We start from the raw sequence: 15636 nt of genomic DNA, 5'->3' as shown, positions 1-15636 counted from the left end.
GACGAATTTTGTTGCTTATAAGGTTGGTTCTTCAGAATTTGAAATTTTTTCTTCCTGAATATTATCTGAAACGGAACCATTTACCCAGTTCCTGATCATTTTTTTACCATCTGGAGTAAGCACAGACTCAGGGTGAAACTGTACACCACGAACATCAAATTCAACATGTCTAAGTGACATGATCTCACCCTTTTCATCGTAACTGGTAACCTGTAAGGAAGGGGGGAGGTTCTTTTCAACCACCCAGGAATGATATCGTCCTACCTGCAGTTCATTATCCAAACCATGAAAAAGATATTCATCATCAACAACTAATTCAATTTTTGAAGCAACACCATGATAAACTTCATCAAGATTCAAAAGGGTTCCACCAAAAACCTCTCCAATGGCCTGCATACCCAAACATACTCCAAGAATGCTTTTAGTTGCAGCATATTTTGCGATAATTGGTTTTAAAAGTCCGGCTTCTTCCGGAATTCCCGGCCCGGGTGACAATAGTATTTTGTCATATTCCTCGGGATCGTCGATATGCAACTGGTCATTTCTTCTTACCACTACCTCGCAATCCAGCTCTTCAAGATAATGTACCAGATTGTATACGAACGAATCATAATTATCTATTACCAGTATTCTCTTATTCTTTTTCATTTTAAATTTCTTCAGCAATTTCGAGGGCTTTGGTTAGAGCACCCAGTTTGTTATATACTTCCTGTAGTTCGTTCTCAGGCTTGGATTCAGATACAATTCCTGCGCCAGCCTGGTAATGCAGCTCGTGATTCTTACTCACAAATGATCTTATGATAATGGCATGGTTAAAATTGCCTTCAAAATCCATAAAACCAATTGCTCCTCCGTATGCACTTCTGTTTACATTCTCAAATTTTTCGATGAGTTTAAGGGCCATCGGCTTAGGTGCTCCGCTTAAAGTTCCTGCTGGAAAAGTGTCTGCCACGATTTGAGGAGTAGAAACATCCGGATGTTTTTTGCCTGTAACTTTACTTACCAGATGAATAACATGGGAAAAGAATTGGATTTCCCGGTAATTCTCCACTTTTACATCACTTCCGTTGCGGCTTAGATCATTCCTGGCGAGATCTACCAGCATAACATGCTCAGAATTTTCTTTCTCATCTACGGCCAGTTCTTTGGCAATTTCAGCGTCTTTTTCATCATTTCCGGTTCGTTTGAAAGTACCGGCTATTGGATGAATTTCAGCTCTGCCTTTATTGACGATCAATTGAGCCTCTGGAGAACTACCGAATATTTTGAAATTTCCGTAGTCGAAATAGAAAAGGTATGGAGAGGGATTAACATTCCTAAGTGCTCGATATACATTGAATTCATCCCCCTTGAATTTCTGAGAAAATCTCCTCGAGAGTACCAGTTGAAAAACATCACCGCGATGGCAATGATCTTTCGCAGAATCTACCATAGTTTTATACTCATCATCCGTTAGATTCGATCTGGGATCATCATGCCGGGTGAAGTTATAGGTGGCGAAATTCTTAACCTTTAGCAATTGCTCTATTTCATCAATATTACTTTCAGTGTTATAGGAATGATCAAAAATATAAGCCTCATTCTTAAAATGATTAATCGCTATAATATTTTGATAAACCGCATAATAAATATCGGGTATCTTGAGATCTTTTTCTTTCCTGGTAACCTCTACATTTTCGAAATAGCGAACAGAATCATAGGCTATGTATCCAAAGAGCCCATTGTTTATAAACTTAAATTCTGAAGAATCTGCGCAGAACATTTTCGAAAATTTCTGAATTTCCTGTGGTACAGAAGAGGCAGTATCAATATTCATTGTTGTAGAGCTGCCATCAGGAAAGCTGGTATTTATAACGTCATTTTCCAATTTAAAAGAAGCGATAGGATTACAGCAGATATAGGAAAAACTATTATCACTGGCGTGGTAATCGCTACTTTCCAGCAAAAGGCTATTTGGATATTTATCCCTTAGCTTAAGGTAAATACTAACCGGGGTTATAGTATCAGCCAGTGTCTTCCTGTATTTTGTATTTAATTTAAACATTGAATATCGATTTTTTTCAATAAAAAAAGGCTTGTCGTGAGACAAGCCTTTGTGATTTCTATATTGGAAATAGCAGATTAGCTCACGAAATTTGACGTAAGTTATTCCACCACCAGTTATTTTTGTTCGTTTTTAACATGACTTCAAATATAGAGAGGATATTTTTTATACCAAATGTTTTTTATAATAATATCCTGAAATTATAAATCCGGAACCTTGATTTAGAACCTTAACTTTACATCAAGCTCAAAATTATCATAGATAGTTTTATCTCCGAGGTTATCAAAGAAACTACCAGACCCGTATCTAACATCATATTTTGATCTGTCTATGGTTAGACTGGTAGTAGCAACATCTCCATTCATGACCAGGTCGAAGGTGATTGGGTGAGTTTCGGTCTTAATGGTAAGGTCGCCCACAATGCCATATTTCCCGTTACCTTTTGAAGCGGCACTGGTAATTACCAGTTTAGCCTGAGGATGTTTGGCAACACCAAAGAAATCTTCAGATTTTAAATGGCCTTCGAGTTTACCTTTATTTTCCCCGGTAAGATCTGTTACCGTAATGGTGCGCATGTCCATAATAAATTCACCACCTGTGATCTTATCATCCTCCATCATGAGATACCCGCTCTCCAATTCAATAGTCCCATTGTGAGAACCGGTAACTTTTTCTCCTCTCCATTCTACGGTGCTTTCTTCGACATTTACTTCTTTTTTAGTGTTTGTAAATGCTACGGTAGCTAAAACAATAATAGCAACCAGTCCACCTTTTAAAATTCTATTTTTCATAATTCTTAATTTTTAAATATTAAATAATTTCTATTAAGTCTTTTTTAGATTTTCTAACTTTCGTTAAATGCTGGTATGAATCTTCCTCACTTCTATAGCCCACAGGTGCAATTACAGCGGTGGTAAGATTCTTATCTGCAAGACCCAGAATTTCATCGAACTTTGCAGCATCGAAACCCTCCATAGGGCAGGTATCCACTTTTAAACTGGCAGCGGCAGAAAGTAAATTGCCCAAAGCGATATAGGCTTGCTTAGCAGCCCAGGTGTTTTGTGCATCCGCAGATAATTGCAGAGTGGTTCCCTTAATCATGTCTTCCATGCCTTTTAAGGCTTCACGAGATAAATTTCTGGTTTCGGCAATATTATCTAAATACGAATCAACGTAAGCTTCAGAAACCGATTTTAAATTCGAGAATACGATTAGGTAAGGAGCATCGGTAATTTGCGTTTGATTCCAGGCTGCGGCTTTTAATTTCTCTCTGGTCTCCATATCCCTGATCACGATTATTTCGTAGGGCTGGAGGCCGTAAGATGATGCCGAAAGTTGAATACTTTCCAGTAAAACATTTAAATCGTCTTGGTTTAGTTCTTTATTTTTATCGAATTTCTTGGTTGCATATCTCCAGTTAAGATCTTCGATATAACTGCTTTTTGTGCTAACTTCTAAGTTCATTTAATTTTTCATTTAGTGATAATAATTCCTTTTCATTTATTTTCATGGCGAAATCCTGTTCTACTTTATCGATCTCAGGGTCGATCTGTTCAAGTAAGTCAAGACCGTTTTCTGTTATCCGTATCTCTACCTTACGCCGGTTTGAGGGGCATACAATTCTTTCACAAAGGTTTTTTTCTATCAGTTTATCTACCAGTCTCGTAGTATTACTCATTTTATTGACCATCCTTTCCTGGATGGTGCTCATATTCGCAGGTTTACCTTTTTGTCCTCTTAAGATCCTGAGTACATTAAATTGCTGATTACTTACTTCAAAAGGTTTGAGAGCTTCAGAAAGTTTTTCGCTTATATGATTGGCTGTAACGATCATATTAAGAACCAATTTCCTTGATTCTGGTAGTTTATCATTCGTCTTAAGCAAATCTTCTAATTTCATTTGTATAAACAACAATTGTACATACAAATATAATCGTTATTTAAGTTGATAGCATTAATGTTCTGTTAAAATTGCGACTCCTTTTCAGCCTGGTGCTTCAAAAAAAAAATTGCGCTTATATTTACACTACCAATAAACTTTTAAGGCAAAAACTATGAAAGAATTAAATCAGGAAGATTGGCAGGAAAAGCTCAAAAATGACGATGATGCAGTAATTCTGGATGTTCGTACTGAGGAGGAAGTAGAAGAAGGTTATATTCCAGATTCAAAAAATATCGACATCTATAAAGGACAGGGTTTTATCAACGAAGTGGAAAAGCTCGATAAATCAAAACACTATTACATTTATTGCAGGTCGGGAAAAAGAAGTTCTCAGGCTTGTACCTTACTGGATCAAATGGGTTTTAGCGAAACTTATAATTTGTTAGGCGGTTTTTCTGAATGGGAAGGGGAAACAGCCCATAATTAATCATCCTATCTTTTTAACCAAAAATAGCTATTGTTTCAATAGCTATTTTTTTTGCCCTTTTAACAATATTATGGGAATTAAATTTGCGTTTCGTCTAGATAAATGTACTTTTATCCTTCACATTAACCAAATTTTAACCCTAAACTTAAAATTAATGAAAGTAAGAACGCTCAAAGTATTAGGAGTAGCCGCGTTAACCGCTACCTTTTTAACCTCCTGTAATCAGGAATCTGAAGTACAGAATCCGGAAATAGAATTGGTTGCGCCATCAACTTCTCAGGTAATCCCTGGTCAGTATATCGTGGTATTCAATCAGGATTTTTCCAGAAGTATGGAAAACGGTAAGTTAAGCTACCAGAAAGCACAGGAAAATACAAAATCTCAAACCATGAAATTGATGGCTGATGCCGGAATTAAAGGAGAGGTTTTTAACGTTTACAGTAAAACCATAAATGGAGCTGCAATAAAATTAAGCGAGGAAGGTGCTGATGCCTTAAGAAAAAGGAAAGAGGTAGCCTACGTGGAAGAAGATAGAATCGTGGCCTTAGCCCCGGGTGGAAAAGGTAAGCCAGGTGGTGGCGGCGGATCTACATCTCAATCCACACCTTACGGAATTACCCGAGTTGGAGGTGGAGCTACCTATACAGGCAGTAATGCTGCATGGGTTGTAGATACAGGGATTGATCTAAATCACGAAGATCTAAACGTGGATGCATCCCGTGGTTTTAACGCTTTTACATCCGGAAAAGATGGAAGGTCTTTAGATGATGGAAATGGTCATGGTTCTCACGTTGCTGGTACAATTGCAGCTATTGATAATAATCTGGGTGTCATTGGAGTTGCCGCCGGTGCGACGGTAATACCTGTAAAAGTTCTTGATTCAAGGGGAAGTGGTTCCTATTCTGGTGTGGTAGCTGGGGTAGATTACGTTGGTGCTAATGCTGCCAACGGGGATGTTGCCAATCTATCATTGGGTGGACCTGTTTCTCAGGCACTAGATGATGCCGTTTTAGCTGCTTCTGAGAAGGGAGTTAAATTCGTGCTTGCTGCCGGAAACGATGGCGACGACGCTAATAATCACTCACCTGCAAGAGTAAATGGAAACAATATTTACACTATTTCTGCCATGGATTCAAATGACAGACTTGCATCTTTTTCTAATTACGGTAATCCACCGGTAGATTTTGCTGCACCTGGTGTAGCTATCCAATCTACATGGAAAGATGGTGGATATAACACCATAAGCGGTACTTCTATGGCTGCACCGCATGCTGCCGGGATACTTCTTTGGGGTAATTTTAATTCCGGAGGAACTGTAAATGGAGATCCTGATGGTAATCCAGACACGATTATCGTGAGATAATATCAATGGATAAATAATATTAAGAGCACCATTAAACATGGTGCTTTTTTTATTTACTCAATACTGAAATTCATTTTTTTACGTTAAAAACATGGGTTCTACTATTTGATTAGTTTATTAAATTGATATATTTAACCCCGATAGTCCGCGAATTATACTATGATTATGAATAAAGCACTTTATCTCTTTGTTATTGGTTTACTATGCTTTTCAGCAACTAACGCTCAGGAATTTAGCTTCGGTGTCAAAGGTGGTCCCAGTTATGTTTCCGGAGGTCAAATTACCGGTCGGGTAGGTGGCGGTTCAGACTTTGGAGGTACTGTGGAAGCCGATTCCCAGTTTAAATATCACGTAGGTGGATTCTTTGAATTGAGATACAAGAAATTTCTGCTTAGACCAGAACTTATTTATAGTGCCATGGAGACTGAATTTGGCTTTCCCACGCGGCCTTCAACCTATGCTATTGAAAAAATAAGTGTTCCTTTACTAATTGGCTATAATGTCTGGGGACCGGTGGATATTTATGCCGGACCGGCATATCAAAATATTCTAGAGGTTTCTTTAGAAGGTAATGAGCCAGATCAACCAGTCCCCTGGCTGCTCAAGCAGGGATAAAAGCTGCTTTCGGTAGGTTTGAACTGGACCTGAGATATGACAGAACTTTAGCATCTAAGGAACCATATATCATCAATATTGTAAATGGAGGTAGTGATGGCTACGGAATTAATACCGCAGATTTTGACGATTCAAGATTAAATCAGATACTGCTAAGTTTAAGTTTCAAAATCTTTGATAGTGCTGCCAATCCGGGCAGACGCAAGGGAGGTTGTTATTTTTAATAAACCCCACTTCTAAAAAAAAATGCTCCATTTAGGAGCATTTTTTTTAGAATATATCAGACTTGATCCTGAACCAGAGTTTCCGGAGTACAAATGATAAAATGATAACTACAATAGTTAATATAGAAGCTTTCAAATATTTACCATAGATCCAGTATCCTGTCCCGAATAAAGCTCCATAAATAGTAAAACAACCTAGAATAGTAGCCAGAATACCTGAAGGTACGTTCCAGTCTTTCTTTTCGAATTTAGTGTTACTTTCTTTAAAAATTCTTTCCCATCCCGGTCCTCCTGGTTGGGTTTTCTGGTAAAAATTTATGAGTGTAGCCCTACTCTCCGGTTTTGTAAGGAAGGTAGCAAGTAACCACGAGGTAGTAGTGATTAATACGATTACGGGATAAGTTGCCCAACCCGGGAGTATTCCCGGTATTTCCTGATTGGTTACAGTATCAACTCCACCAAATACTATAATTCCAAGGCCGGTAAAATTGAAGAGGATGGAAATAATACCAGAGACCAGCATAGCTGTTATTTCACTCCAGGCATTTATTCTCCACCAGAACCATCTGAGAAGAAAGATAAGACCGGTTCCTGCACCGAACATCAGGATAATATTGAAGAGCTGTAGTGCGTTTTGAAGTATGAGTGCAAGGGTGGCGCTCACCACCATCAATATAATAGTGCTAATTCGGCCTACATTTACCTGTTCTTTTTCTGATGCATTTTTCTTTACGTATCTGGCGTAGAAGTCATTAACGATATAGGAAGATCCCCAGTTGAGATGAGTGGAAATTGTAGACATATAGGCCGCAACCAGGGATGCGATAACAAGGCCTAACAATCCGGCCGGAAGTTTCGTTAGCATGGCTGAATAGGCGAGATCATGACCTAGTTTATCTTCACTCACATTAGGAAAAGCCTCCTGAATACTGGCAATATCGGGGTAGACGATCAGGGAAGTCAGGGCAACAAGAATCCATGGCCATGGTCTTAGGGCATAATGCAGTACATTGAAAAAGAATGTTGCACCTATGGCGTGATTTTCATTTTTCGCAGCCAGCATCCTTTGCGCTACATATCCTCCGCCGCCGGGCTCTGCTCCGGGATACCAGGCGCTCCACCATTGTACAGCCAGTGGAATAATTAATAAAGTAATCAGGGTTTCAGTATTGCTAAAATCGGGTAATATACTGAGCTTTCCGGCAACGTTATTATGCGTAAGTAAATTTTCAAGACCTCCAACCTCAGGTAAATTGACGCAATAGTATGCTGCTCCAACTCCGCCAATTATGGCCGTAAAGAACAAAATAAAATCGGTATAAACTACGCCCTTAAATCCACCAAGTGTACTAAATATTACGGTAACAACCCCGGCAAGGCCAATTGTTTCCAATGCAGACAATCCTAGCATTACCTGCCCAATTTTAATTGCCGCAAGGGTAACTGCAGCCATTGCCAGTACATTAAAAATTACTCCCAGATAAATAGCTCTGAAGGCGCGGAGAAATTTTGCCGGTTTACCACCATATCGCAATTCATAAAATTCAATATCAGTATTAACATTAGATTTTCTCCATAATTTGGCATAAATAAAAACGGTAAGAAGACCGGTTAAAAGGAATGCCCACCATACCCAGTTGCCAGAGACTCCATTATTCCGAACAATATCGGTAACCAGGTTTGGAGTATCTGTAGAAAATGTTGTGGCTACCATAGAAACACCCAGTAACCACCAGGGCATGGTCCTTCCTGAAAGAAAATATTCAGAACTACTCTTTCCTGATTTTTTAGATACATAAAAACCAACTCCAAGAGTTATGGCAAAAAATGAGAATATTAAAATGTAATCTATAGTTGCTAAATCTATCATTTTGTAGAACTGGAGAAATTAGATATCTAAGAACGAAAAATTAATCGATATATCCCGAAATGCATTTTTAAAATTCAATTAATAAATAGGAAAGGGATAACAATTGTTATCCCTTTCCTCGGTTGGTTAGTTAAAGAATAAGGTTCAAATTATAACCTATGCTGTTCTTACTCGATAACTTTTATAATAAATTAAAATTATCGCTAATTTTTTAATTTTCCTATAGACACACTAATATTTCAATCTTTTGAGGACTAAAAATTATGCAATTAGAGATAAATAAAGCAGATCTTTAGGAATATTATTTCCGATGAGATTCGATCAGTTTTTGCTTATTTATTTGTTTAATAGGTTCAAGGGTTTCTTTGCCGTACTCGGTATGAAAACGGTGTGCATTGAGAAAGTTCAATTGAATTTCAAACCATTCGTTTTCGTTCAATTCGGGATTGAAATACTTTAATTCACGGTATAACTGGTTGGAGTAAAAATTATACTCATCGGTGCCAAGATAAAAAAGGTCGGCATCAGCGACAATTTTCTCATATATATTATGGGTTTTCTGAGGTATCCTTGTTGCTGAGATCATTCCGCAGATCAATTTTATTTCTGCTTTAGTAAATCCATATTCCGGCAATTCTGCAGTTGCCAATTCACAGCTTTTGGTTTCATGGTCTTTACGACCAATCAGGAAACCGGCATCGTGGTAAAGGCCGGCAATCTTTACAAGGTAAGTTTCTTGTTCTGAAATTTTCTCTAGTTGTGCCAGGAATTCGCAACGGTCTATTACACTTTTGGTATGCGCAGGACAATGATAGTATAAATAATAGGGAAGGTCATTCTCCAACCGGGTATGCAAATTGTCGAAAATCTGAGTTCTATCCATGTCGGGTATGGTTCTTCTTAAAAAATTTCCCATCACTTATTTAACACTAATTACGAAATTTATTATAAAATATCCTCTTTTGAGTGGGCAAGGCAATAAAACTTAAAGAAAAATTGAATGCCAGCACAGATGAAATAAAGCTGAAAACTTCAATTCAATGTTGCGAAAATTTCAGCGATTATTAACATGTTCTCATTTAAAACACTATTAATATACATCTTTCTCAATTAATCACACGATTTGTACCTAAAAGAAGCGTAAAAACCTAATTCTTAAAGGTCCAGGCAATAATTCTACTTTTCTTATTCCCCTGTTGCATTTCGATAGTTTTGTAAATTGCATTTATTTTTTCCAGCTGTTTATAGATCTTAGCCAGATTTTCTTTTTTGGACACCAGGCAGGTGAACCATCCTATCTGAGATTTAAAATGAACGCTCTCCTTTATCATTCTTTTGATAAATAATGCCTCTCCACCATTGCACCATAGTTCGTTTGCCTGCCCGCCAAAATTAAGGCCTTGTCCTTTCTGATTTCCTAAATTTTTTATTTTGCGAAAGGCTGCTTTTCTTGCATCTTTTTCAGAAGCATGGAAAGGTGGGTTACACATACTAAAATCGAAATATTCATTCTCTTTAATGATACCTTTAAATATGCTGCCGCGATCGTCCTGCTGGCATATTTCAATTTGATCTGATAAAATTGGATTGGCAATGATGTTTTTTCTAGCGGCCAGGACCGCATCTTTTGAAATATCTGTACCCCTCATTTTCCAACCATAGATACGGTTTGCCAAAATAGGGTAGATGGTGTTAGCACCCACACCAATGTCCAGTCCTTTGATCGTTCCTCCTGATTTCTGCCCCTGCAAAAGATCATTGAGGTGATAAATATAATCTGCTCTTCCAGGAATTGGCGGGCATAGATAATCCTTGGGAATAGTCCAGTGATCTACCTGGTAGTGATGGTTTAATAACGCCTTGTTTAGCTGTAAAACGGCATCCTGAATTGAAAAATCTATGGTTTCAGTCCCATATTTGTTGGTGAAAACATAAGGAGCTAAGGCCGGGTTAACTTTTTGAAGGACATCAAAATTGTAAGGCTTATGGTGTATGTTTTCAGGATGCATTTAGTTCAGTTTACCGGTTTCAAAGTTAAAAGAATTCTATTGGACTTAGATAGAATAGACTATGGATTTAGATGTACTTTTGGACCATGGGTAATCACATTAAAACACAGTTGGAAATTCTTAGTAAGCTGAAAATTTCTGAACTAAACGCCATGCAGAAGAAAGCTGGCGAGGTTATTAAATCATCACCGAATACAATATTATTGTCGCCAACAGGGACGGGTAAAAGTCTTGCTTTTCTATTGCCTTTACTCCAGGAGCTGGACATGAAAATTAGTGAAATACAGGCTTTGATCCTTGTTCCGTCGCGCGAATTGGCAATACAGATTGAGCAGGTAGTAAGGGAAATGGGAAGTGGTTTTAAGGCTAATGCTGTGTATGGTGGAAGATCTTCGGCAAAAGATAAAATGGATCTGAAACATTCCCCGGCTATTCTTATTGGGACCCCGGGCAGGATCGCAGACCATTTAAGAAGAGATAATTTTCCTGTGCACAATATTAAAACTATACTCCTGGATGAATTTGATAAATCACTGGAAATTGGCTTTGAAGAGGAAATGTCTGAAATTTTCCGGCTGTTACCAAATATTGAAAAACGTATCCTGACCTCGGCAACACAAAACGTTCAGGTCCCTGAATTCGTTGGTTTAGAAAGTCCTGCAGTGATCAATTATCTGGCAGAAGAAACCCATCTTCTCGAAGTTAAAATTGTAAATGCATTAGATAAGGATAAGTTGCAGGGGTTACTTGCTCTTCTGGCTCATATTGGAAATAAACCCGGAATTATCTTTTGCAATTTTAAAAATTCTATTCAATTTGTGAGCGATTTTCTTACAGCACACAGTATCTCCCATGGTGTATTTCATGGTGGAATGGAGCAACAGGATAGGGAGCGTGCTTTGATAAAGTTCAGGAACGGTACCCACCGGATTATCATCTCTACAGATCTTGCCGCAAGAGGTTTGGATATACCAGAGCTGAATTTTATTATTCACTATCAACTTCCTCTTAAGGAGGCCGAATTTACACACCGTAACGGGCGTACAGCCAGAATGGAAGCTACCGGTACCGCCTATGTTCTGAAATGGGAGAAGGAGATATTACCAGAATTTATCAAAGATACCAGGTTAGAAAAGCTCGAATCTAATCAGGTTAAAAAGGATACCGAATGGAAAACCCTTTTTATCTCCGGAGGCCGGAAAGATAAAATATCCAAGGGGGATATAGCAGGATTATTTTTCAAGCAGGGCAACCTTTCGACAGATGAATTAGGTACTATCGAATTAAAACAGGATTGTAGCTTTGTTTCAATCCCGGCTTCAAAAGCAGATGAACTAATTCAAACCCTGAATAACTCACGATTGAAAAAGAAGAAAGTAAGGATCAAATTGGTATGATTAAATATGAAGCGACCGGGAAAAAATAGGTGAGTTATCCAAACCAGGAACCAGCTTCTGTTTCTACAATTGACTCTGTATTTTCCAGCGGTTGCCTAATGAGATTCTTTTTGGTATTCAAATAACGACTCACCAGCCTGTCTGTGTAACTGGAATTTTTTTGTGGGATCAAGTAATTTCTGAAGTCCTCAGGATGTGAAAAATCTTCTGAATTCCCTATAAAACCATAACCGGCATATCTTCCTTTCTGAAGATAAATAAAGGATTTTTCATCCCTGGTTCTTCCCTTTTCCATAAGGAGACAGGAATTCTCATATTGATTTATAAAATCAATTGCCTGTGCAACCCGGTCATTGTATTCTTCAACTTCGATTTCTGCTCTGCAAACACCGCTGCAGCTTTTTATTTTATAATGGTCGCAGGAAGTTACCCCACGCTGCAATCCGGCATATTTGGGGCATAGCTCAAATTTTTCACATACTTTTTCCATGAAGCTCACGGCTTCATCACGGGTGTAAAATTTCATCCAGCTTACCGGCGAAATTTTATTCTTATGCAACGCGAAAACTTCAATTCCTTTCTGGTTATGATAGGAGGTAAGGGTATAGGGCTTGGCATATTTTTTCTGAGCCTTGTTATATTTGGGATAATATTTCAGAATAAGATCAGATTCCCTTAACAATGCCAGAAATTCATTTCCGGTAAGTTCATAATCGATACTATGCACTTCCTGCATCAATTTATACTTTCGGTTGGATCGCTCCTGGAAATGGGATTTTATCCTGTTCTTAATATTTTTTGCCTTGCCAATATAAAGCGGAATCCCGTCCTTATCTTTGAAGAAATAGACACCGGTTTCAGTAGGTAATTTTTCAAAATCTGAATTTTTGAAATTTGGTGGTAGGAAAGATGCCCCGGTTTTTCTGTTCAAGAATTCGTTGATCACTTCATATTCAGGATCCAGCGAAACGCAGCGTTGAAATAGGGTTACGGTGGCTTCACAATCGCCTCCTGCACGGTGACGGTCATAATGCGGGATATTGATACTAGTGCAAATATTTCCAAGACTATATGAAAATAAGCCCGGTATCAGCTTTTTTGTGAGTCTTACGGTACAAATCCTTTTTCTTTTAAAATCACGGCCGATGTTGGTGAATTCAGCCCGTAAAATATTATAATCGAAACTTACATTATGAGCCACGAAAATACAGTCCCGGGTTATTTCTTCTATCTTGTCTGCAATTTCGGAAAACTGTGGTGCATTAGACACCATGTCATCATTAATACCGGTTAGGCTTTCAATGTAAAGGGGGATGGACTGGCTGGGATTTACTAGTGAGGAATATTCATTAATGATTTCTCCATTTTGCACTACCATTACGCAAATTTCGGTGATCTTATTTCCTTTGATCCCGCTTCCGGTAGTTTCAATATCGGTGATGGCAAACTTCGCGTCTTTCATGGTCGAAAATTACTTCTAAATTGGAATATATCCAAATCAAAGGATTATTTCCATTAAAAACCTTTCGGTTAAGTTAAAGTCGGGAAGAATTACCGTGCCTTACCACTTACACAATAAAGTATTAGGTGTGCTAAGTTGTAAATCATATTATTCCATTGTCTATAAGTACCTGGAAGGAGTCTTCCATAGTTTCACGGAGTGGCCTGAATTTTATATCCAGATCGTTTTTAATCTTAGAATTATCGGCTTTCCATTTTACGTTGACATTGTTTTTAATAAATCTTCTCGTAAGATTTTTATTTACATAAGGCCCAATTAACATTAAAATCCATTTCGGCAATGCTTTGGTGGGCACGGGGTAGGAATCTCCGTATTTTGGTTGAAGCGCATGCCCTAATTCTACAAAATTAGTATTGTGAGCAGAAGTAATATATCTTCCATGGGCTTTAGGAGTAAAGCCTGCCTTGTAATGCGCGTCTGCGACATCGCGGACGTCTACCAGACCAATGCCTAACTTAGGTGCTCCCATTTTAAAGGTACCGTCACCTAATTGCTTCAGCAGGCTGAAACTTTCTGAAGTAGTTGCCTTAGGATTCAAAGGCGGTCCCATAACCAGAGAAGGATTAATAGTTACCAGTTCCCATCGAGATTGTTTTTTGTGGATCTCCCAGGCTTTTTTTTCAGCCAGAGTTTTCGAAAAGGAGTAAGGCTGATAATCCAGAGAAGAAGTGGTGTTCCAATCCTCCTCGGTTAAGCTACCGTTAGCAGTTTTCTGCACATCTGTAGCATCTGAATAAATAGCCGCACAACTACTCGTAAGCACTATTCTCTTAACGCTTTCTGTTTTATTTGCCTGGTTTAAAACATTAGCCGTTCCCTTAACCGCCGGTTCAATAAGTTCTTTTTGTGGGTCATCAAATTCTGAAGTAAATGGCGAGGCGGTATGGAAGACGAGTTCACAGCCTTCCATGGCTTCAGCATAGGAGCCGTCATCCAGGAGATCTGATTGAAAATATTTGATGTTTCCGGAAGTATTTCCGGCGATACCATCCAGGTGATGTACCTTATCTTTATTATTGGGGTTCCTTACTGCGGCATGAACGGTGAAGCCTTCTTCAAGTAATTTCTTTACCAGCCACCCGGCAACATATCCGGTTGCACCAGTAACTAACACGGGTTTATTTTTATTAATTTCGACCATATCTTTTTTAATAGATCTTTTAATGTAAGCTAATTTAGGGAGTCTTGAAAATAGAAGCTATCTGGTCTTATAGTTAAGAAGGTGAAAATAATTTTTTCCATTCATCAAAAAGACTGAACTTGCTTAGCTTTTAAACTATGAAGAGTTATGGCATCAGGATTTTTTGCATTATTAGATGATATCGCGGCGCTTATGGATGATGTGGCGGTCATGGGAAAAGTAGCCGGTAAAAAAACCGCCGGATTGCTTGGGGATGACCTTGCCGTAAATGCAGAAAAGGCATCTGGCTTTGTGTCATCCCGGGAGATTCCCGTGCTCTGGGCAATTACCAAAGGCTCTTTTTTAAATAAAGTGATCATCCTGCCGGTGGCCTTTTTACTAAGTGCGTTTTTACCGGCAGCTGTTACCATCATATTGTTGATTGGAGGTTTTTACCTCGCTTATGAGGGTGCTGAAAAAATTTATGAATATTTCTTTCCACATGCCCATCCCGCAAAGAAACCGGTATTGGAAAAATTAACCAGGGAACAGGCTTTAGAACAGGAGAAGGAAAAAATAAAATCAGCGATTATCACCGATTTTATCCTGTCTGTAGAGATCGTGATCATAGCCCTGGGCGCCGTGACCGGAGAGCCATTACTAAATCAAATTATCATAGTTTCACTCATTGCTTTAGTCGCAACCGTAGGCGTATACGGTATTGTTGCCTTAATAGTTCGTATGGATGAATTTGGTGCGAAGCTTATAAATCTAAACGATAGGGACGACAGTTTTTCAGATATTATGGGAAGATTCCTGGTGAAGGCTCTACCTATTGTGATCAAAAGTTTATCGGTGATCGGGACCATCGCTTTAATTCTTGTTTCCGGTGGGATCTTTGTTCATAACATACATTTTATTCATGACCTGGTACATGGCATTCCTGCGATACTGGGCGAAGCCCTTGTAGGTATTGTGGTAGGTTTGTTGACTCTTCCGGTGGTGAATTTGCTGAAAAAAATCTGGAAAAAGATTTTCAGTAAATCCACAGAATAAAAATTTTCCAAAAAGGAAAAATAGGAAAGTTGATAGGGGTTTAGTTC

15 protein-coding genes are annotated in these 15636 nt (G+C 38.5%); 5 read left to right on the top strand and 10 right to left on the bottom strand.

The window, feature by feature from the left end; all coding sequences use genetic code 11:
- Positions 1-15: 15 nt before the first annotated feature.
- From FGM01_RS09065 to FGM01_RS09045, 5 genes are all read right to left on the bottom strand, one after another.
- Positions 16-648, bottom strand: coding sequence for an anthranilate synthase component II (locus tag FGM01_RS09065; RefSeq protein ID WP_143410856.1), 633 nt, complete (start codon positions 646-648; stop codon positions 16-18).
- 1 nt (position 649) lies between these two features.
- Entirely contained in the window at positions 650-2044 is a 1395-nt protein-coding gene (locus FGM01_RS09060; RefSeq protein ID WP_143410855.1) for an anthranilate synthase component I family protein, read from the bottom strand.
- A 221-nt stretch (positions 2045-2265) separates the two neighbouring features.
- Entirely contained in the window at positions 2266-2835 is a 570-nt protein-coding gene (locus FGM01_RS09055) for a YceI family protein (protein WP_143410854.1), read from the bottom strand.
- A gap of 19 nt (positions 2836-2854) precedes the next feature.
- On the bottom strand, positions 2855-3508 hold the full coding sequence (locus FGM01_RS09050) for an NAD(P)H-dependent oxidoreductase (RefSeq protein ID WP_143410853.1): 654 nt from the start codon (positions 3506-3508) through the stop codon (positions 2855-2857).
- Positions 3492-3944 carry a MarR family winged helix-turn-helix transcriptional regulator gene (locus FGM01_RS09045; protein ID WP_143410852.1) on the bottom strand — a complete coding sequence of 151 codons (453 nt, stop codon included), beginning with the start codon at positions 3942-3944 and terminating at the stop codon, positions 3492-3494. The genes FGM01_RS09050 and FGM01_RS09045 overlap by 17 nt, the downstream gene beginning before the upstream one ends.
- A 154-nt stretch (positions 3945-4098) precedes the next feature.
- Here FGM01_RS09045 and FGM01_RS09040 point away from each other — a divergent pair, with 154 nt between their 5' ends.
- The 3 genes from FGM01_RS09040 to FGM01_RS09030 all read left to right on the top strand — a co-directional run bounded on the left by FGM01_RS09040 (position 4099) and on the right by FGM01_RS09030 (position 6391).
- Positions 4099-4413: a rhodanese-like domain-containing protein gene (locus FGM01_RS09040; protein WP_143410851.1), complete on the top strand. Its 315-nt coding sequence runs from the start codon at positions 4099-4101 to the stop codon at positions 4411-4413.
- Between the two features lie 154 nt (positions 4414-4567).
- Positions 4568-5776 (top strand): S8 family peptidase, encoded by a 1209-nt coding sequence (locus FGM01_RS09035; protein WP_143410850.1) that lies wholly within the window; start codon positions 4568-4570, stop codon positions 5774-5776.
- A 165-nt stretch (positions 5777-5941) separates the two neighbouring features.
- Complete coding sequence (locus FGM01_RS09030; RefSeq protein WP_143410849.1) at positions 5942-6391, top strand: porin family protein; 450 nt, start codon at positions 5942-5944, stop codon at positions 6389-6391.
- A gap of 270 nt (positions 6392-6661) precedes the next feature.
- On the opposite strand, the gene FGM01_RS09025 is transcribed toward FGM01_RS09030, so the two are convergent.
- From FGM01_RS09025 to rlmF, 3 genes are all read right to left on the bottom strand, one after another.
- Entirely contained in the window at positions 6662-8485 is a 1824-nt protein-coding gene (locus FGM01_RS09025) for a sodium:solute symporter family protein (RefSeq protein ID WP_143410848.1), read from the bottom strand.
- Positions 8486-8786: 301 nt separating this feature from the next.
- Positions 8787-9401 (bottom strand): HD domain-containing protein, encoded by a 615-nt coding sequence (locus FGM01_RS09020; RefSeq protein ID WP_143410847.1) that lies wholly within the window; start codon positions 9399-9401, stop codon positions 8787-8789.
- A gap of 232 nt (positions 9402-9633) precedes the next feature.
- Positions 9634-10494 (bottom strand): 23S rRNA (adenine(1618)-N(6))-methyltransferase RlmF, encoded by an 861-nt coding sequence (rlmF, locus tag FGM01_RS09015; RefSeq protein WP_143410846.1) that lies wholly within the window; start codon positions 10492-10494, stop codon positions 9634-9636.
- Between the two features lie 86 nt (positions 10495-10580).
- Here rlmF and FGM01_RS09010 point away from each other — a divergent pair, with 86 nt between their 5' ends.
- Positions 10581-11891, top strand: a complete 1311-nt coding sequence (locus tag FGM01_RS09010; RefSeq protein WP_143410845.1) for a DEAD/DEAH box helicase — start codon at positions 10581-10583, stop codon at positions 11889-11891.
- Between the two features lie 34 nt (positions 11892-11925).
- On the opposite strand, the gene FGM01_RS09005 is transcribed toward FGM01_RS09010, so the two are convergent.
- Positions 11926-13353 (bottom strand): exonuclease domain-containing protein, encoded by a 1428-nt coding sequence (locus FGM01_RS09005; RefSeq protein ID WP_143410844.1) that lies wholly within the window; start codon positions 13351-13353, stop codon positions 11926-11928.
- 142 nt (positions 13354-13495) lie between these two features.
- Complete coding sequence (locus FGM01_RS09000; protein ID WP_143410843.1) at positions 13496-14554, bottom strand: NAD-dependent epimerase/dehydratase family protein; 1059 nt, start codon at positions 14552-14554, stop codon at positions 13496-13498.
- Positions 14555-14701: 147 nt separating this feature from the next.
- Between FGM01_RS09000 and FGM01_RS08995 the strand changes: the two genes are divergently transcribed.
- Positions 14702-15589: a DUF808 domain-containing protein gene (locus FGM01_RS08995; protein WP_143410842.1), complete on the top strand. Its 888-nt coding sequence runs from the start codon at positions 14702-14704 to the stop codon at positions 15587-15589.
- Positions 15590-15636: the final 47 nt, after the last annotated feature.

The sequence above is a fragment of the Christiangramia sabulilitoris genome, from assembly GCF_007050985.1.
GTDB classification, from domain to species: Bacteria; Bacteroidota; Bacteroidia; order Flavobacteriales; family Flavobacteriaceae; genus Christiangramia; species Christiangramia sabulilitoris.
The sequence above is the reverse complement of the archived record's forward strand: the minus strand, read 5'-3'. Positions and strand labels throughout refer to the sequence as shown.